Origin of the sequence: Nocardiopsis sp. RV163 (assembly GCF_001029525.1) — a bacterium.
Lineage (GTDB): Bacteria > Actinomycetota > Actinomycetes > Streptosporangiales > Streptosporangiaceae > Nocardiopsis > Nocardiopsis dassonvillei.
The window spans coordinates 1-17,403 of record NZ_LEKI01000126.1 but is presented as its reverse complement, the minus strand read 5'-3'; the positions used below and the strand labels follow the sequence as shown (position 1 = coordinate 17,403).

20 protein-coding genes and 1 tRNA gene are annotated in these 17,403 nt (G+C 72.6%); 13 read left to right on the top strand and 8 right to left on the bottom strand.

Going from position 1 to position 17,403, the window contains the following annotated elements:
* Positions 1-31: 31 nt before the first annotated feature.
* Entirely contained in the window at positions 32-775 is a 744-nt protein-coding gene (locus ABD54_RS19830; protein WP_047871013.1) for a cupin, read from the bottom strand.
* A 705-nt stretch (positions 776-1,480) separates the two neighbouring features.
* Here ABD54_RS19830 and ABD54_RS19825 point away from each other — a divergent pair.
* Genes ABD54_RS19825 through ABD54_RS19815 form a run of 3 tightly spaced genes read left to right on the top strand, consistent with a single transcriptional unit; the run spans position 1,481 to position 4,024 of the window.
* Complete coding sequence (locus tag ABD54_RS19825; protein WP_235432120.1) at positions 1,481-2,131, top strand: ABC transporter permease; 651 nt, start codon at positions 1,481-1,483, stop codon at positions 2,129-2,131.
* A 25-nt stretch (positions 2,132-2,156) separates the two neighbouring features.
* Positions 2,157-3,188 (top strand): ABC transporter substrate-binding protein, encoded by a 1,032-nt coding sequence (locus ABD54_RS19820; RefSeq protein ID WP_047871006.1) that lies wholly within the window; start codon positions 2,157-2,159, stop codon positions 3,186-3,188.
* Positions 3,185-4,024: an ABC transporter ATP-binding protein gene (locus ABD54_RS19815; protein ID WP_152692066.1), complete on the top strand. Its 840-nt coding sequence runs from the start codon at positions 3,185-3,187 to the stop codon at positions 4,022-4,024. Before ABD54_RS19820 ends, ABD54_RS19815 begins: the two co-directional genes overlap by 4 nt.
* Here ABD54_RS19815 and ABD54_RS27445 read toward each other — a convergent pair.
* Positions 3,909-4,466, bottom strand: a complete 558-nt coding sequence (locus tag ABD54_RS27445; protein ID WP_235432119.1) for a LysR substrate-binding domain-containing protein — start codon at positions 4,464-4,466, stop codon at positions 3,909-3,911. The two genes, ABD54_RS19815 and ABD54_RS27445, sit on opposite strands and share 116 nt — an antisense overlap.
* Here ABD54_RS27445 and ABD54_RS19810 point away from each other — a divergent pair.
* Entirely contained in the window at positions 4,411-4,821 is a 411-nt protein-coding gene (locus tag ABD54_RS19810) for a tyrosine-type recombinase/integrase (RefSeq protein WP_327136948.1), read from the top strand. The genes ABD54_RS27445 and ABD54_RS19810 overlap by 56 nt on opposite strands.
* A 100-nt stretch (positions 4,822-4,921) precedes the next feature.
* On the opposite strand, the gene ABD54_RS19805 is transcribed toward ABD54_RS19810, so the two are convergent.
* The 6 genes from ABD54_RS19805 to ABD54_RS29110 all read right to left on the bottom strand — a co-directional run bounded on the left by ABD54_RS19805 (position 4,922) and on the right by ABD54_RS29110 (position 8,855).
* A tRNA-Pro gene (locus ABD54_RS19805) sits at positions 4,922-4,995 on the bottom strand.
* Between the two features lie 324 nt (positions 4,996-5,319).
* Positions 5,320-6,618: an erythromycin esterase family protein gene (locus tag ABD54_RS19800; protein WP_047871005.1), complete on the bottom strand. Its 1,299-nt coding sequence runs from the start codon at positions 6,616-6,618 to the stop codon at positions 5,320-5,322.
* The gene (locus ABD54_RS19795) at positions 6,615-7,274 is read right to left on the bottom strand and encodes a dienelactone hydrolase family protein (RefSeq protein WP_047871004.1); all 660 of its coding nucleotides are present in this window, start codon (positions 7,272-7,274) and stop codon (positions 6,615-6,617) included. Before ABD54_RS19795 ends, ABD54_RS19800 begins: the two co-directional genes overlap by 4 nt.
* An 84-nt stretch (positions 7,275-7,358) precedes the next feature.
* A complete protein-coding gene (locus ABD54_RS19790) occupies positions 7,359-8,030 on the bottom strand; it encodes a phosphoribosyltransferase (RefSeq protein WP_047871003.1) in 672 nt (223 codons plus the stop codon).
* A gap of 149 nt (positions 8,031-8,179) precedes the next feature.
* On the bottom strand, positions 8,180-8,545 hold the full coding sequence (locus tag ABD54_RS19785) for a VOC family protein (RefSeq protein ID WP_047871010.1): 366 nt from the start codon (positions 8,543-8,545) through the stop codon (positions 8,180-8,182).
* A gap of 133 nt (positions 8,546-8,678) precedes the next feature.
* Complete coding sequence (locus tag ABD54_RS29110) at positions 8,679-8,855, bottom strand: hypothetical protein (protein WP_235432117.1); 177 nt, start codon at positions 8,853-8,855, stop codon at positions 8,679-8,681.
* Positions 8,856-9,304: 449 nt separating this feature from the next.
* On the opposite strand from ABD54_RS29110, the gene ABD54_RS19780 reads away from it, so the two are divergent.
* The 9 genes from ABD54_RS19780 to ABD54_RS19740 all read left to right on the top strand — a co-directional run bounded on the left by ABD54_RS19780 (position 9,305) and on the right by ABD54_RS19740 (position 17,313).
* Entirely contained in the window at positions 9,305-9,799 is a 495-nt protein-coding gene (locus ABD54_RS19780) for a flavin reductase family protein (RefSeq protein ID WP_047871002.1), read from the top strand.
* Complete coding sequence (gene aroH / locus ABD54_RS19775; RefSeq protein WP_053063627.1) at positions 9,796-10,152, top strand: chorismate mutase; 357 nt, start codon at positions 9,796-9,798, stop codon at positions 10,150-10,152. The genes ABD54_RS19780 and aroH overlap by 4 nt, the downstream gene beginning before the upstream one ends.
* A gap of 43 nt (positions 10,153-10,195) precedes the next feature.
* On the top strand, positions 10,196-11,644 hold the full coding sequence (locus ABD54_RS19770; protein ID WP_047871001.1) for an FAD-binding oxidoreductase: 1,449 nt from the start codon (positions 10,196-10,198) through the stop codon (positions 11,642-11,644).
* A gap of 29 nt (positions 11,645-11,673) precedes the next feature.
* Positions 11,674-12,885, top strand: a complete 1,212-nt coding sequence (locus tag ABD54_RS19765) for an acyl-CoA dehydrogenase family protein (RefSeq protein ID WP_047871000.1) — start codon at positions 11,674-11,676, stop codon at positions 12,883-12,885.
* A gap of 49 nt (positions 12,886-12,934) precedes the next feature.
* Complete coding sequence (locus tag ABD54_RS19760) at positions 12,935-13,921, top strand: methionyl-tRNA formyltransferase (protein ID WP_047870999.1); 987 nt, start codon at positions 12,935-12,937, stop codon at positions 13,919-13,921.
* Positions 13,918-14,496: a quercetin 2,3-dioxygenase gene (locus ABD54_RS19755; protein WP_047870998.1), complete on the top strand. Its 579-nt coding sequence runs from the start codon at positions 13,918-13,920 to the stop codon at positions 14,494-14,496. Before ABD54_RS19760 ends, ABD54_RS19755 begins: the two co-directional genes overlap by 4 nt.
* The gene (locus ABD54_RS19750; protein WP_047870997.1) at positions 14,493-15,245 is read left to right on the top strand and encodes an SDR family oxidoreductase; all 753 of its coding nucleotides are present in this window, start codon (positions 14,493-14,495) and stop codon (positions 15,243-15,245) included. Before ABD54_RS19755 ends, ABD54_RS19750 begins: the two co-directional genes overlap by 4 nt.
* 97 nt (positions 15,246-15,342) lie before the next feature.
* On the top strand, positions 15,343-15,939 hold the full coding sequence (locus tag ABD54_RS19745; RefSeq protein ID WP_047870996.1) for a TetR/AcrR family transcriptional regulator: 597 nt from the start codon (positions 15,343-15,345) through the stop codon (positions 15,937-15,939).
* Positions 15,940-16,083: 144 nt separating this feature from the next.
* Positions 16,084-17,313 carry an MFS transporter gene (locus ABD54_RS19740; protein ID WP_152692065.1) on the top strand — a complete coding sequence of 410 codons (1,230 nt, stop codon included), beginning with the start codon at positions 16,084-16,086 and terminating at the stop codon, positions 17,311-17,313.
* Positions 17,314-17,403 lie beyond the last annotated feature (90 nt).

Here is a 17,403-nt window from a genome sequence, read left to right as displayed (position 1 = left end):
GGCGGGGGTCGTTCGGAGGATCCGGGGTTTGTCAGAGGAGGCGGGACACCCCGCCCTCCCCGAACTTGTCGAGCCGTCCGCACATGCCCCAGGCCGGGCCCGGTTCGCCCCGGTAGACCGCCGCGGAGGACAGGTGGGCGGTGTCGCCCCCGGCGAGCGCGTCGAGACGGGCGGCCGTGCGGGAGACCTCCGCCGCCGGACCCCGTTCGAACCGGGTGCGCCAGTCGGGCAGGCGCGCGGAGACCAAACGCAGAGCGGATACGTGGAAGTCGGTCATCGCGGACCGGTCACCCGCTTCCAGGCGGTGCCGCAGTTCGGCGAAACCGGAGAGGGCGAGGTCTCGTCGGGCCCTGGCGGCGCGCTCGGGGTCGGCCGGGTCGAGGGAGACGGCCTCCGCGTAGGCCCCAGCGTCGGAGAGCACGCCGGGTGGGAAGGTGAGGACGGCGTCACCCGCCTCGGGAAGGCCCGCGTTCTGCATGAGGACGATGATGCGCAGGCCTCCGTCGTTGACGAGGCGGTGCACCGTTCCGGGTGTGAACCACACGAGGTCGCCCTCGGCGAGCGGGGTCGAGGCGAAGCCGTCCTCGGTCAGGGTCTGCACAGCGCCCGAACCGCCGACCACCGCGTAGGCCTCGGCGCAGACCAGGTGCATGTGCGGGGTGCCGCCGCAGAGGCCGTCGGAGCCCTGGACGGCCGGCCAGTCGTAGACGCGCAACCGGGACAGGCCGATCCCGCCCGGCAGCGACGGCGCCTCGGAGGCGGAAGCCTCAGGCATCGCGTTCAACGGCGGCTCCCTTCACCGGCCCGCTGGCGCTCCGCGGATCGGACCGGCGCCTTCCGTGCGCGGCAGCGGGCGGGTCCGGCGCCGTTGGACGGGGGAAGGCGGGACGGAAGACCGCCGGGACCGCGGCGAGGACCGCACCGCCCGAGAGTTTCGGCCGGTGGGGACAGGACGGCGGTGTACTCATGGGCAGACCCTCGATCGCTCGAAAGAAAGCGCTTTCTGTGCGGCAAAAGTACGCGCGCGTCCACATGTTGTCAACATCACATCACGGAGAGTTCACTCGCCACCCCTCCCCGGCCCGCTCGGAACCGTGGACGGGCGGCCTTGCGCATCGCACCGGAATCCGCCGCGCCCCTCCCGGACCGCGGGCGCAGCGCCCCCGTCGCCCCGCCCGACAGGGGCGTTGACATCTCCGCTGTGGTGTATTTAACATCCCTGAGACGGAAAGCGCTTTCTGTACCACGCCACCGCCCACTCCCGACGAGGGATATCAGGTCGGACATGACTCAACAGGCAGAACAAGCTCCCCGCGCGCCGCAGGCACAAGCGCCAGACACGTTCCGCAGGTCCCGCATCCGCCGTCCGCTCAGCCAGTTCGGGCTGATGTACCCCCTCGTTTTTCTCGCACTGCTCGCGCTGTCGTGGTTCCTCGTCACCACTGGGGGGCTAGTCGAGCCCTACGTTCTCCCGTCCCCCGTGGACACATGGAAAGCGTTTGCTGACAACGCCGCCTACCTGTGGACGCACACGGTCGTCACCACCGTGGAGACCGTCGTCGGCTTCGTGATCGCCTCCCTGGTCGGCCTGGTCGTCGCCGTGCTCATGGTCTACTCCCCCACGGTGGAGAGGACCTTCTACCCGCTCGTCCTGTTCGCGCAGGTCATTCCGAAGATCGCGATCGCGCCGCTGTTCGTCGTGTGGCTGGGCTTCGGTGCGAGCCCGAAGATCTTCGTGGCCGTGCTCATGGCCTTCTTCCCCGTGGTCATCTCCGGCATCAGCGGCCTGCGCTCGGTCGACCCCGAACTCCTCGAACTCACCTCCACCATGGGCGCGTCCCGGATCAAGACCTTCTGGAAGGTCCGCTTCCCCGCGGCGCTGCCCGAACTGCTGTCCGGGCTCAAGGTCGCGGCGACGTTGGCGGTCACCGGCGCGGTCGTGGGCGAGTTCGTGGGCGCCAACTCCGGTCTCGGCTACGTGATCCTCCAAGCCAACGGCAACATCGACACCGCCATGCTCTTCGCCGCGCTCTTCATCATGTCGGCCCTGGGCGTCCTGCTCTTCGCCGTCATCCAGGTCGCCGAGATGCTCCTCATCCCTTGGCACGCGTCGCGCCGCAACCGAGGCTGACCACCCCTCGCCACGAAGGACTCCCATGGCCACTCGCAAGTTCCCCGTTCCCAAGCGTTCGGCACTGGCCGCGCTCGCCGCCGCGTCCGGCGTCCTCTCCCTCGTCGCCTGTTCGGGCGGAGGGGGCTCGGACGGCGGCGGCGACGAGGTCACGCTGCAGCTCAACTGGTACCCCTACGGCGAGCACGCCCCCTTCTACTACGGCGTGGAGCAGGGGATCTTCGAGGAGCACGGGATCTCGCTCACGATCGAGGCCGGTCAGGGCTCCAACAAGACCGTGCAGGCCGTCGGCCAGCGGAGCTACGACTTCGGCTGGGCCGACGCACCAGCCCTGCTGGCCAACATCGACCAGGGGGTCGACGTCAGGTCCGTGGGCGTCTTCCTCCAGTCCACGCCCTCGGCGGTCCAGGTGTTCTCCGAAACGGGCATCACGGAACCGGAGGACCTCAGGGGCAGGACGATCGCGGTCTCCGCGGGTGACGCGGTCACGACCACCTTTCCCCTGTACCTGGAGGCCGTCGGACTCGCCGAGGACGACGTCGAGCAGCAGAACCTCGACGCCGCCGGCAAGAACGCGGCGGTGATGTCGGGCCAGGTCGACGGCCTCATCGGCTTCGCACACGACCAGGGGCCCAAGCTCGCGGAGGAGAGCGGCAAGGAGGTCCGCTACCTGCGCTACACCGACGCCGGACTGAACTTCTTCAGCAACGGGCTCCTCGCCCACGCCTCCACCATCGAGGAGGATCCGGATCTGGTCGAGCGGATGGTCACCGCCACCTCGCAGGCCTACAGCGCCGCCCAGGAGGCGCCCGAGGAAGCGGTCGCCGCCATGGAGGGCCGGGATCCGCAGCTCCCCAGCGCGGAGGTGCTCCTCCACCAGTGGGAGGAGACCATACCGCTGCTGCACACGGAGAACACCCGGGGCCGGGCTCCGGGCGTCACCGCCGAGGAGGACTGGCGCCAGACCATCGAGGTGCTGGCCGAGGCCGGGCTGGTCGAGGAGGCCAAGGAGACGAGCGCCTACTTCGACGCCTCGTTCACGGCGGAGGAGCGGTGAACGTGTTCGCCGGGGCCGCGGACGGCACGCCGGGAGAGGCGGGCGCGGGTTCCCCGGAACACGAGGGCCCGATGGTCGGCATCCGCGGGGTCGACGTCACCTTCCAGACCAAGGCGCGCACGGTGCACGCCCTCAGCGGCATCGACCTGACCGTCGAACGCGGCGATCTCCTCACCATCGCGGGGCCCTCCGGCTGCGGGAAGTCGACCCTGCTGCGGGTGATCGCCGGACTCACCGCGACGAGCGCCGGCGGGGTGACGCTGCGCGGCACCCCGGTGGAGGGGCCCCGACGCGACGTCGGTTTCGTCTTCCAGCGCGCCGCGCTCCTGGAATGGCGCAACGCCCGCGACAACATCCTGTTCCAGGCCGAGATGCGCGGGCTCCCCAAGACGTGGTCCCGTCGACGGGCCGACGAACTCATCGAGATGACCGGCCTGACCGGCTTCGAGAAGGCCATGCCCTTCGAACTCTCGGGCGGCATGCAGCAGCGCGTCTCCCTGTGCCGGGCGCTGCTCCACGAACCGGACGTCCTTCTCATGGACGAACCCTTCGGCGCGCTGGACGCGCTGACGAGGGAGAACATGAACGTCGAACTGCGCCGCGTCTGGGAGGCCACCGGCATGACCGTCGTGCTGGTGACGCACTCCGTGGCCGAGGCCGTCTACCTCGCCACCCGTGCCGTCGTGATGGGGCCGCGCCCCGGACGCGTCGTCGAGGAGTTCACCATCGACATCCCGGGCCGCCGCGAGTACGAGCCCACGTTGGAGAACCCCGAGTTCCACAGGATCGCCGGACGCGTCCGCGAACTGCTGGGCTCCACCGCCACCGCGGACTGAGCCCGTGCGGGGCCCGGAGCCGCGCGTGGACGCGGCCGGTCGGGGCCGGACGGCGCGCGTTTCGGTCCGGTCCGACGGGCGGACCCCGGCCGGGCCCCCGATCGTCGAGCCGGGTCGTCACCCGCACGATGCCGTGCCGGACCACGGGCACCGCGTCCCGCGGCTCGTAGCAGTCCGAACCGGCGCACACGGCGGTGTGGCGTTCGATCACGGGGTCCACGACCCGTCGCACCATGAGGTCGGGGGTGCTGCGCAGCGCCTCGACGCTGGACGGCGGGAGCGGTGCGCAGGCCTCGCCGCTCCCGGCGACGCGAACCATCGTGCCCGGCGACTCCACGTCGGCGGCGATCACCGGCACCGCGCCGTGTTCGGCGAAGACGCGGTCGATGAGCACGCGCAGGTTGCTGCGCGTTCCGGGGGCGACCAGCGGCACCCGGAGCATGTCCGCCAGGCCGATGTCCCCGTACGCCGCGTTGTCGGCGGCCGGACTGTGGCAGGACCACCGTCCGGTGTTCTGCACCGGCGACGGGACACCGCTGGACCGCCACAACGCCCTACGGGACCTGGGAGGGATCATCGGAAAGGCAGGGCTCGACGACAGGGACTGGACCGCACGGGAGTTGCGGCACACGTTCGTGTCGCTGCTGTCGGACCACGGCGTGAGCATCGAGGAGATCTCACTGCTCGTGGGACACGACGGCACCGACACCACCGAACGCGTCTACCGCCACCGACTGAGGCCGGTGCGCCGCTCCGCGGCCAAGGCCATGGACGACATCCTCCACGACGTGGGCTGACGGCCCACATGCCCCGGTCACAGCCCCACTTCTACCCCACCGGGAACGCGGAAAGGGGCCCACCTGATGGTGGACCCCTCGCTGACCTGCTACTTCTCTGTCGGGACGGCGGGATTTGAACCCACGACCCCTTGACCCCCAGTCAAGTGCGCTGCCAAACTGCGCTACGTCCCGTCCGCTGCGCGAACGCCGTTCCCGGCGCCGCCAACAGGTGAAACTGTATCGCATCCGGCAGGGCCCTCGAACCGGATACCGGGCCGCGGGCGCCGGAGCCGAAGGGATCCCTCAGGACTGAACAAGCGCCCCGGCACGACCGCGCAGGCGCGCGGCGCACGGCCACCGCCGAGGGCGGGGGCCGCGGTGCCAGGCCGTCTCAGCGGTGGCCGGGAAGGGGGCGCGCGGGAAGCCCGCGACGGCCGGGGCGAGCCAGACCGCGTGGGCCCCGTCCTCGGGCTCGTCGTCGAGGCGGCGGGAACGCGCCGGGGCAGCCGGTCCGCGTCACTGGCCGCTGGGCCGGGTCCCCTCCTCGCCCGAGTCCTCCTCCACCTCGTGCAGGGGCGTGAGCGCGCGGGTGCGGTCGACGAACACGAAGGCGTCGTAGCGCTCCCCCAGCACGGTCGGGACGTAGTTGCGCAGCCCGTCGCGTCCGGGGTGGTATATGACGCCGACGGCGCGGTGCGGCAGGGCCTCGCCCGCGAACGGATCGGCCGCACCGTCGCCGGTCAGGATCAGCAGGCCCGTCTCCCCCTCGAACGACTGGTGCAGCAGCGCCTCCACGCTCCCGTGGCGCGCCGCGGGCACCGGCATCGGCTCGGGGGTCTCCCCCCACGCCCGTGCGGCCATGACCCGGCCCTCGTAGGTGCCGAAGCCGACGAGGACCACGCCCTCGTCGCCGTGGCGCTCGCGCACCAACTGCCCCACGTTGACCATGCCCGCGGCGGACATGTCGGTGGCGCGCGCGTCCCCGACATGGGTGTTGTGCTCCCACACGACGGCCCTGGCACCGGGCCCGTGGTACTCCATGAGCCGGTCGAGCGTGTCGGCCATGTGGTGGTCGCGGACGTTCCACGACTCGGGGCCGCCGCGCACCAGCGCCCGGTAGTACCGCTCGGCGTCCGCGAGCACCTCGGCGTTCTGGCGCGCGGCGAACCCGGCAGGGTCCTCGGCGGAGGAGGCCTCCCCCGCCCGCTCGCGCAGCCCGGCCAGCAGGCGCACGACCTCCGCCTCGCAGTTCTCGGGCACCAGCCGCATGGCTCGGGCGTAGGCATGTGGGTCCTCGCCGTAGGGCTGGAAGCAGCGGTAGGCCCTCAGGGCCGGTCCCACCTGCTCGGGCATGTTCTCGCGCAGCCACCCCAGAACCGCGTACAGCGACTCCCACAGGCTGTAGACGTCCAGGCCGAAGAACCCGGCGCGCCGCTCCGGCGCGAGCCCCAGGTTGTGTCCGCGCAGCCACCGGGCGAACTCCAGCACCTCGGTGTTGGCCCACATCCACTGCGGCCACCTGCGGAAGCCCTCCAGGATCTCCCCGAGGTCCTCGGGCGCCCCCGGCGCGCCCACCACGCCGCGGTGCAGTCGCTGGAAGTCGGGCCAGTCGCCCTCCACCGCGACGAAGGAGAAGCCCGCCTCCTCGATCAGCCGCCGGGTCAGTTCCGCCCGCCAGCGGTAGAACTCGGCGGTGCCGTGCGAGGCCTCGCCCAGCAGCACGTAGCGCGCGTCGCCGATCCGCTCCAGGAGCGGATCCAGCGACCTCGGTCCGGTCAGCCGCGGGAGGGCGTCCGGGCCGGTCCCGGGGCTCATCGCTCCGCCTCGCCCAGGATGCCCGCGAACCAGCCGGAGGCGGCGTCGGCCACCTCCTCCAGCGCACCCGGTTCCTCGAACAGGTGGGTGGCGCGGGGGACGACGTGGATCCGGCACGGGGCGCTGAGCCGGTCGGCGGCGTCCTCGTTGAGCCGCAGGACCTCGGTGTCCGCGCCGCCGACGATGAGCAGGGTGGGGGCGCGCACGACTTGGAGCGCCTCGGTGCCCGCCAGGTCGGGGCGGCCGCCGCGCGAGACGACCGCGGCGACCAGGTCCGGGCGCTCGGCGGCGGTCCTCAGCGCGGCGGCGGCGCCGGTGCTGGCGCCGAACAGTCCGATGGGCGTGCCCGCGGTGTCCTCGTGCCCGGCCAGCCAGTCCACGGCCCCGGTGAGCCGCCGGGTGAGCAGGTCGATGTCGAAGCGCTGCCGCCCGGTCTCGCTGTCGGCGCGCTCCTCCTCCGGTGTGAGCAGGTCCAGCAGGAGCGTGGCGATCCCGACCCGGTTGAGCTCGTCGGCGACGGCCCGGTTGCGCGGGCTGTGGCGTGAGCTTCCGCTGCCGTGCGCGAAGGCCACGACCGCGGTCGCCCCGGGGAACACGGCCAGCCGCCCGTCGAGTAGCGCGTCCGGCGTGCGTACCGTTACGTCGACAGCGGTCATGGTCCTCTCCCTTCGTGGGGGCCGGGCTCCCGTTCGGTGCGCCGACCCGGTGTCGTCCGCCGCGTGCACGGCGGCCGGTGGCTGTCAGGGGCGGCCGGGAGGGCCGCCTCCGGAGGCTCCGGGCCCTCGGGGACGCCTCGCGAGCAGACCGCGCACCTCGTCATCGGTGACCTGCGCGAACCTCTCGTACCAGAGGCTGACCGCACCGAAGTCCGGCGGCGTCTCCAGGCAGACGATCCGGTCGCAGACGTCGGAGAGCGCGCGGACGGCTTCGGGCGCGCCCACGGGGACCGCCAGCGTCAGGGACGCGGGGCGCCGGGCGAGCACCGATGTCAGCGCCGCCCGGGCGCTCAGTCCGGTGGCCAGCCCGTCGTCGACCACCACGACGTCGTATCCGGCGACCTCGGGTTCGGGGTCGTCTCCGCGGTAGGCCAGCAGCCTGCGCCGCGCCTCGGCCCGCTGTGCCCCGACCATGTCGGCCAGACGCCCCTCGGGGACGCCCAGCAGGTCCAGTGCCCTCTGGTCGAACAGCGCGGGGCCCTCGGCCGTGGTCGCGCCGATCGCCGTCTCCGGGCTCCCGGGGGCGGGGATCTTGCGCGCGACCACGATGTCCAGCGGTACGCCGAGGGCCTCGGCGACGGGCTCGGCCACGGGGACGCCGCCCCGGGGCAGGGCCAGCACGCGCGGGCGCGGTCCCGCCCGCTCCGCCACCGCGCGGGCGAGCCGCTCGCCCGCCTCTCGCCGGTCCCGAAACACGTGTGCCACCTCACCCGGTCGCGTCGTCATCCCGTGGCGCGACGGCCCGCGTCCGCGCGGTTCGGCGGCGCGCACCGTGTGGTGAGCGCTACCCCGGGGCCCTCGGCGCACACATGGACCGGTCCGGGCCCGCCGGGGCCGGTTCGGCGCTACCCGCCCAGGGTGCCGTCGAGGCGCTCGACCACGCAGAACTCGTTGCCCTCGGGGTCGGCCAGGACCGCCAGCAGGTGCCCGTCCTCCTCGTAGGCCGGGCGCAGCACCTGCGCGCCCAGCGCGCGCACCCGTTCGACCTCCGCGCGCAGGTCGTGGACGACCAGGTCCGGGTGCATCCGGTTCTTGCCGGAGCGGAGCTCGGGCACCTTCTGGAGGACCAGGTCGGGCCAGCGCCCGCCCGGGTCCTTCAGGACGAGGTAGACCGGGTGCTGGCCCTCCTCGCGCTCGAAGCCCAGCACGGCGCACCAGAAGTCGGCGGCGGCGTGGAGGTCGTTGGTGTCGAGTACCCAGACCAGGCGCACGTGGCGGTCCCCCAGGTAGGTTGTGCGGTCCGCGGCCGCGGACCGCACGGCCACCCTACGACGCGGACCCGCGACTCGGGGAGGCCCCGCGACGCCGGTGCGGCCGGGCGCGAGGCGGTCCCGGGCAGCGGGGTCAGGACGCGGTTCCGGGGGCGATCAGCCCCTCGGCCTCCAGGTCCGACCACAGGGCCTCGGGGACCGGGGCCGCCGGGAGGCGGGCGTCGTGCGTGGTCTCCCCGGCCGAGCGGGGCGGTGCCCAGCCCGAGGGGGCCGGTCGCCACCGCGGACCCGCCCAGCCGGACACGATCACCGGGACCGCGTTCCATTTCCCGCCCTCCTTTGCGCCGGACGACGGCGAATGGTCGACCCACTGTCACCGGGAAAAGGTTTTACCCGACTTCGGCAACGGTTACCGAATACGGTGGGCCACCACCGCCGCCCCTCCCATTACCACCGGAGAACCGCACCAGGGAAGACCCTTTTTCTGACCGAAAAAGGCACGTGTCGCACGCCAGAGCAGCCGCGAAGGCGCAAGTCAACCCACTTTCCACCTGCACATTCACCCAAAGAAAAGGGAAAACAGAGGATCCGCCCACCCATATTTTCGTGTGATTCACACCACCTAAAACAAAAGAGCGGACCGTGGTAAATTCTTCGTATTGGAACGAGCTGTTTAAAATCAGGACCCCTCCCTCACCCGCCTTCTGCGCCCCCGGAGGCGTCCGTCGAGTACCACCCAGTTGACGAAGGGCACCACGGATGAACACGCAGACCCCCCAGGCGCGTCCGCCCGACCTCCGCTCGGTCATGCGCCTGTTCCCCACCGGCGTGGCGGTCCTGACCTCGGGCAGCGGAGCCGAGGCCGTGGCCACCACGGTGAACTCGCTGATCTCCGTCACCCTGGCCCCTCCCACGGTCCTGGTCTCCCTGCACGAGACCTCCCGCGCCGGCAGGATCGTGGACGCCACCGGAGGCTTCTGCCTGAGTCTGCTCTCCGGCGGCCAGGAGACGCACGCCCGGCTGTTCGCCGCCTCCGACAAACCCCGCGGCGAGGCTCTGGGCCCCTACTTCACCACCACCCCCTCGGGCTGCCTCGTCCTGCGGGGCGCCCTGGGCGGGCTCACGTGCGAGACCACCTCCGTCCGCCAGGAGGGCGACCACCGCATGTACACCGGGCGGGTCAGCGCCACCCACCTGGGCGACCCCGCGGACGGCGCGCTCCTGTTCCACCAGGGGCGGATGGTAACGGCGTGAGCCCCGTACTGCGCGCGGTGCGCGGCGGCACCGGTGTCGCCGGCGACACCCGCGAGGCGATCGCCGCGGCCACCCTCGCCGTGGTCCGCGGCGTCCTCGACCGCAACGGGCTCTCCCCCGCGGACGTGGCGTGCCTGTGGTTCACCGTGACCCCCGACCTGACGGCGGACGTACCTCCGCTGGTCCTGCGCGAGCACCGCCTGCTCGACGACGTCCCGGCGCTGTGCGCCGCCGAGCCCGCCTGGGACGGCGCACCGCGCCGCACCGTCCGCGTGATGGCGCTGGCGCGCATGGAGCCCGGACACGGGGTCCGCCACGTCTACCTCGACGGCGCCGCGCGCGACCGCCCCTGAGACGCCCCACCCCCCACCGACGACCGCAGCCGGGGAGACCGCTGTGACCGACCACGCCCTTTCCGACCTCCGCAGACGGGTCAGCTCCGTGCTGGGACCCGACACCGACCGCGTCCTCGGCCCCGCGACCAGGGACGCCAACGTCTCCGGCTTCGCCACACGCGACACACTGGCCGTGCTGCGCCCCACCCGCGCGGAGCAGGTCCCCGCGCTCCTACGGGCCCTGGACGACGCCGACGCCCCCTCCCTGTACGCGGTCTCCACCGGCCGCAACTGGGGCCTGGGCTCACGCGAGCCGGTCGGGGACGGCTCCGTACGCCTCGAACTGCACGGACTGGACCGCGTCCGCCGCATCGACACAGACGCGGGCTGGGCGGTGATCGAGACCGGCGTGACCCAGCGCCGGCTATCGGAGCGGCTGGCCGGTACCGGCCGCATGCTCAACGTCACCGCCTCCTCGGCGCACACCAGCGTCCTGGGCAACGCCCTGGACCGGGGCGTGGGGCTGCGCCGCCAGCGCGTCCACGACCTCGTCGGCCTGGAGGTGGTGCTGCCCGGGGGCGAGGTGGCGCGTGTGGGCTGGTGGCCCGGTGAGGGGGGCGGCGCGCCCAACCCCCACGGGCTCGGACCCTCCCCGCTGCACCTGTTCACCCAGTCCGACCTCGGCGTCGCCGTCGCGGGGGTGGTGCGCCTCCCCGTGCGTCCCGAAGTCCAGCGGGTACTGCGCCTGACCTTCGGTCCCGCCGACCTCGGCGCGGCCGTGGACGTCTTTCGCCGGTGGCAGGGCCAGGGCCTCTTCCAGGGGGTCCTCAAGGTCTACGACACCACCTCCGCCTCCTCCTACGGCACCGCCGCCTCCTCCGGGTACCTGGCGCACATGAGCGTCGGCGGCACCGCCGAGTCCGTGGAGGCCCTGCTCGCGGTCCTGGCCGCCGAGGCCGGGGCCGCCAAGCTGTTCACCTCCGTGCGGCGCTCCGACCAGGACCCGCCCGAGCCCTCGGACGTGGTCTCGCGCGTGGTCGAGGCCGGGTACGCGGGCGACGTCTCCCACCACGAGGAGATGCTGCGCTCGGCCGTGGGCCGGAGCGCGGCGGACGTGGACACACTGGGCGGCGGCTGGATCTTCTTCCTGCCGCTGGTCCCCTACAACGGCCGGGACGTGACCGCCGCGCTCGCGCTGCTCGACTGGGTGCACGCGCGCACCGGGCTGCGCCCGGGGGCCACAGTCAACGCCCTGGACCCCGACGTGGTGGACCTGGTGGTCTCGCTGCGCTTCGACCGGTCCGACCCGGACGAGACCGAGCGCGCCCACCTCGGGCTGGACCTGCTCCACGAGTCCTTCGCTTCCGCGGGCTACCTGCCCTACCGGCTCGACGTGGACCACGCGTCCCGGACCGACTTCCTCGGCGACCCCGTCTCCCGTGCCCTGATCCGCACGATCCGCACCGCCCTGGACCCGCGCGACGTGATCGCGCGCGGCCGCTACTCCTGAACGACGACCACGGAGAGGAACACCCCCTGATGAGCACGACCCTGGCCGCGGGCACGGCCCCCACCTCCGCCGACACGACCGTTCCCAACAGCTTCGAGGAGATCCACGCCGCCGTCGTGGCCCTCCAGCCCCTGCTCAGAGAGCACTCCGCCCGCATCGAGGAGCACCGCAGGCTTCCCGCCGACGTCGTGGAGCTGCTGCGCGGCGCCGGTGTCTTCCGCGCAGCGGCGCCCGCCTCCTGGGGCGGCCCCGGCCTGACCTCGATCGAGCAGGCCCGCGTGGTCGAGGCCGCGGCCTACGGCGACGTGTCAGTGGGCTGGTGCGCCATGATCGGCATGGACTCGGGCATCTACTCGGGCTTCATCGACCAGGACACGGCCCGGCGGGTCTACCCGTCCCTGGACCTGGCCCAGTCAGGCTGGATCTTCCCGCAGGGCGAGGCGCGCCCGGTCGAGGGCGGCTACCTCGTCTCGGGCCGGTGGCGGTTCGGCTCGGGAATCACCCACTGCGACGTGCTCGCCGCCGGGTGCACCGTGCGCGACGACGGAGGCGAGCCCGTCATCGACCCCCGCACCGGCAAGCCCGAGTGGCGGATCGCGCTGGCCTCCCCCGAAGAGTACGAGATCGTGGACACCTGGCACACCACGGGCCTGGCCGGCTCGGGGTCGCTGGACTACGCGGTCGAGGCGCTGTTCGTGCCCGAGGAGCGCACCTTCGCCTTCAACCGGCCGGTTCGCACCGGACCGCTGCACGACGCCCCCGACGCGATCCTGCGCAAGATGTCCGGCGTCCCGCTGGGCCTGGCCCGTGCCGCCCTGGACCACGTGCGCGGCCTGGCGCCGGGCCGCGTCGACCGCGAGACCGGCCTCCCCTGGCCCGCGGACCACCGCGTGCAGCAGACCGTGGCCCAGATGGAGATGGAGCTGACCGCCGCCCGGGCGGCGGTGTACTCCACCCTGGAACGCCAATGGGAGGCGCTGGAGCTGGGAATCGAGCGCGACGTCGACGCCCGCGCGGAGACCGCGCTGGCCCGCTACCACGCCTTCCGCACGGCGCGCTCGATCGTGCACCGGCTCTTCGACCTGGTGGGCGGGGCGTCGGTCTACCGCGACCGGTCCCCGATGGACCGCTGGCTGCGCGACGCCAACACCATGTGCCAGCACGCCGTGGCCCAGGACTCCATCCTCCAGCTCACCGGGAACATCCTGCTGGGCGGCGAGTCGACCTCGCCCTTCCTGTGAGGCACCCTTCCCCGCGCCGCGGACCATCCCCCACGCACAAGGAGCAGTGATGCCCGAGACAGCACGCGTCGTCCTCTTATCCGAGGTCAACTCCAAACTCGGTTCCCCCTTCCTCGACATGCTCCACCACCACCCCCTGATCGACCTCGCCGCCGTGGTGACCAGCCCTCCGGGCAAGGTGTGCGACTACTTCGTCAGCGACGACCAGCAGGTGGACCTGGAGGGCCGGGCCGAGCGCCTGGGCGTCCCGGTCCTGCGCCCCGGGAGCGTGAACTCCCCCGACACGGTGGAGGCGCTGCGGGCGACGGCCCCCGACTACCTGATCGTGGGCAACTTCCAGCAGGTGCTCAAGGCCGACCTGCTGTCGGTCCCCCGCGTCACCTCGGTCAACTTCCACCCCAGCCCGCTGCCCCGCTACGCCGGTCTCGCACCCTTCTACTGGATGGTGCGCAACGGCGAGACCGAGGGCGCGGTGACCGCGATCGAGATGGCCGAGGGACTGGACACCGGTGCCATCCTCGCCCAGCACGCCACCCCGCTGACCGGCAGGGAGACCGCACTCGAACTGCGCACCATCCAGGAGCGGGCCAACGTCCTGATGCTGCTCGACCTGATCCCGAGCCTGGCCCGGCGGACGCTGACCCGCGTACCGCAGGACCCCTCGGAGCGGACCTACTTCACCCGGCCGGGCGCCGACCAGTACCGGTTGGACTTCACCTACACCGCGCACAAGGTCTCCTGCCACGTACGCGCGGGCTACCGGCACCCGGGCGCGTTCGCCCAGACCCCCGAGGGCGAGACGGTCACCATCCTCTCCGTCACCGGCGGCGGCCCCGCCCCGGACGGGCCGCCGGTGCCCGGCCTGGTGCGCACCTCCCCCGAGGGGGTGTTCGTGGGCTGCCGGGACGCCTGGCTGCGCGTGCTCACCATCGACCAGGACGGGCAGGAGACGCCCGCCCAGGCCGGAAGGGTGCTCAGCGACGGTCGGGTGCTGTCCGCCTCCGCCACGCCGGAGCGCAAGGGGGCCCCGGTATGAGCGTGCCCGAGGAACTGCTGACCGCGCCCGCGCCCGAGCCGGAGGTCGTGTTCCGCGCCCGCGGCGAGGGCAGGACCGTGTGGCTCAACGGCGACGTGTACACGGTCAAGGCCTCGGGGGACGAGTCCCGGGGCGCGATGACGCTCATCGAGGCTTCCGTACCGCCGGGGGGCGGGCCGCCGCTGCACACGCACGACGTCGAGGACGAGGCCTTCTACGTCCTGGACGGGGAGCTGGAGATCTACGCCGGTGAGCGCACCTTCCGGGCCCGGGCCGGGGACTACGTGTTCATCCCGCACGGGACCGTCCACGGGTTCCGCAACACCGGCACGCACCCGGCGCGCCAACTGCTGATCTTCACGCCCGGGGGCTATGAGCGCTTCTTCCTGGAGGCCGGGTCCCCGGTCGTGGCCGCGCGCCCGGCGCCGCCGCGCGACCCGGCCGACGACGGCAGGATCAACGACGTCGGCGAGAAGTACGGGTCGATCCAGACCCAGTTCACACGGGGGCGGGACGCCGAAGCGCGCGCCGACCTCACCCACCACACCGGCACGGAGCAGGAGATCAGGCTATGAGCGGCGTCCTCGAAGGCAGGCGGGCACTGGTGACCGGCGGAGGCCGCGGGATCGGGGCGGCCATCGCCCTGCGCCTGGCCCGCGACGGGGCGGCGGTGGCGATCAGCTACCACGCCGACGCCGAGTCGGCCGCGGCCACCGCCGCGGCCATCGCCGAGCGGACCGGCGGCAAGGCGGTGATCGTGCAGGCCGACACGGGTGACGCCCGGGAGGCCGAGCGGGTCGTGGACGAGGCCGCCGAACTGCTGGGCGGTCTGGACATCCTGGTCAACAACGCCGGGGTGCTGGACCCCTCCTCCGCCGTGATCGACGACCTGGACCCGGCGGTCGCCGCTCGCGTCCTCGACGTCAACGTACGCGGCCCCCTGCTGGCCTCCCGAGCGGCGGCGCGCCACCTGGGCGAGGGCGGCCGGATCGTCAATCTCGGCTCCTGTGTGGGCGAGCGCGTCCCGGGCGCCGGGTACACCGTCTACGCGACTTCGAAGGCCGCGATCACCGGTATGACCAAGGCCCTGGCCCGTGACCTCGGGCCGCGCGGCATCACGGTGAACGAGGTGGCCCCGGGCGCGACCGACACCGACATGAACCCGCAGGACGGACCCGGCTCCGCGCCGCAGAAGGAGGCGTCGCCGCTGGGCAGGTTCGCGACTCCGGAGGAGGTCGCCGAGGCGGTCGCCTACCTGGTCTCCCCGTCCGCGGGCTTCACCACGGGCGCCCGGCTGGGTGTGGACGGTGGCCGCAACGCCTGACCGGGCGCGGCCGCCGGGGCCTCCGGCGGCCCGCTCACCTCTCGCGGATCCCCGATTTTTTGTGACGATCCATCCATAAAGTGGTACCGTCTGGACCATGGGGAGACCACGCCAGTTCGACGAGGAGCAGGTGGTCCGGGCGGCCTGCCGCGAGTTCTGGGCCAAGGGGTTCGACGGAACCTCCACGGCCGACCTGTGCCAGGCGACCGGACTGACCCGCAGCAGCCTCTACAACACCTTCCACTCCAAGGAGCACCTGTTCCGACGGGCGCTCTCCTACTACGTCACCACCATGACCGCGCGGCAGGGGTCCGTCCTGGACTCAGCCGAGGGCAACGGGCTGGACCGGATCGGTTCGCTGCTGAACGTGATCGTGGAGGACGAGACCGACAACCGGGAGAACGGCCGCGGGTCGGGGTGCTTCACCGTCAACACCATCACCGCGGTGGCCTCGCGCAACCCGGGCATCGCCCAGGTGGTGGAGGCGGACCTGCACAAGCGCCTGTCCTCACTGCGCCTGACCGTCATGGACGGTCAGCTCGACGGTTCGATCGCCGCCGACCGGGACCCCGGCGCCCTCGCCTGGTACGTGACCTCGCTCATCTCCGGGATGAGGGTCGCGGCCCAGTCGGGCGCCGGGAGAGCGGTGCTGGAGGGCATCGCCTCCACCGGGATCGAGGCGCTCAGGCCCTGATCCCGGGACCGACCGACCAACAGCCCCGACAAGCACGCCCGCGCTGACTCCCCGACCCGCGTCGGCGCGGCCGCGCGCCCGAGTGCGCCTCCCCGTGCGCCCTAGTTTTGGTCTGATCAATTCAAAACTTAGAAGGAAGCTCCGATGCCCAAGTCCGTCTACCTCATGGCGCTCGGCATCTTCGCCATGGTCACCAGCGAGCTGCTCGTCGGTGGACTCATGCCGCAGATGTCCGAGGACCTGGGGGCCACCATCCCGCAGATCGGCTACCTCATCACCGCGTTCGCACTGGCGATGGCGCTCGGCGGTCCGCTGGCGACCCTGTCGGTGCTCCGCCTGCGCACGAACCACGCCCTGATGGTGCTCTTCGCCATCTTCTTCGTCGGCAACGCGCTGGCCGCCCTCTCCACCTCCTACTGGCCCATGCTCGTGGCCCGCGTGATCACCGGAGCGGCCGCCGGAGCCTTCTTCGGCGTCGCTTTGTCCGCGGTCGCGCAGGTCACCGCACCGCATCTGCGCGGGCGCGCCACCGGCGTGGCCCTCCAGGGCCTCATGGTGGGCACCCTGCTCGGCCTGCCGCTGTCCACGCTCATCGGCGGCCAGTTCGGCTGGCGCGCCGCCTTCGCCGCCGTCGGCGTGCTGACCGTGGTCGTGGCCGTGGCCACCATGCTCGCCCTGCCTCGCCTGGAGAAGGCCGAGGAGGCCGGGGCCCTGCGCTCGGAGCTGGAGGTGTTCCGCCGTCCGCGCCTGTGGACGATCATGGCCACCTCCACGCTCATCATCGGCGCCACCTTCGCGGCGTTCTCCTACTTCACGCCGATCCTCACCGAGGTCACCGGGTTCTCCCGAGACATCGTGCCGCTGCTGCTCCTGGGCTACGGCGGGGCCACGGTCATCGGCAACATCGTGGTCGGCCGCCTGGCCATGTCCCACACCGTGACCGTCATCGTGGCCGGTCTGGCGCTCAACACGGTCTTCCTGGGCGTCTTCGCGCTCTTCGCGGACCTGCCGGTCCCGGCCCTGCTGGCGATGGCGGGCATCGGCCTGGTGGGCATCACGCTGAACCCCGCGATGATCACCCGCGTCCAGCGCGCCGGGAACCCGCGCGCCCTGGTCAACACCGTCCACTCCTCGTTCATCACCATGGGCGTGGTCGTCGGCTCCTGGATCGGCGGCATGGGCATCGACGCCTTCGGCCTGCGCGCACCGCTGTGGGTCGGCGTCGGCCTGGCCCTGCTCGCGCTGCTGGCCATGGTGCCCGCGGCCCTGACGGCGCGCAGGGTGGGCCACGAGGCCACCGACCTGTACGTGCCGCCGCAGACCGCGCCGAGGCCGGTGGAGGAGGACCGGGCCGCCCACCCCACGGGGGCCTGACACGGACCGGGTGCCGCCTCCCGGACCCGGGGCGGCACCCCCTCTCCTCCCCCCGCACCACCGCCACCGGACCGCCCGCGCCTCCTCGGC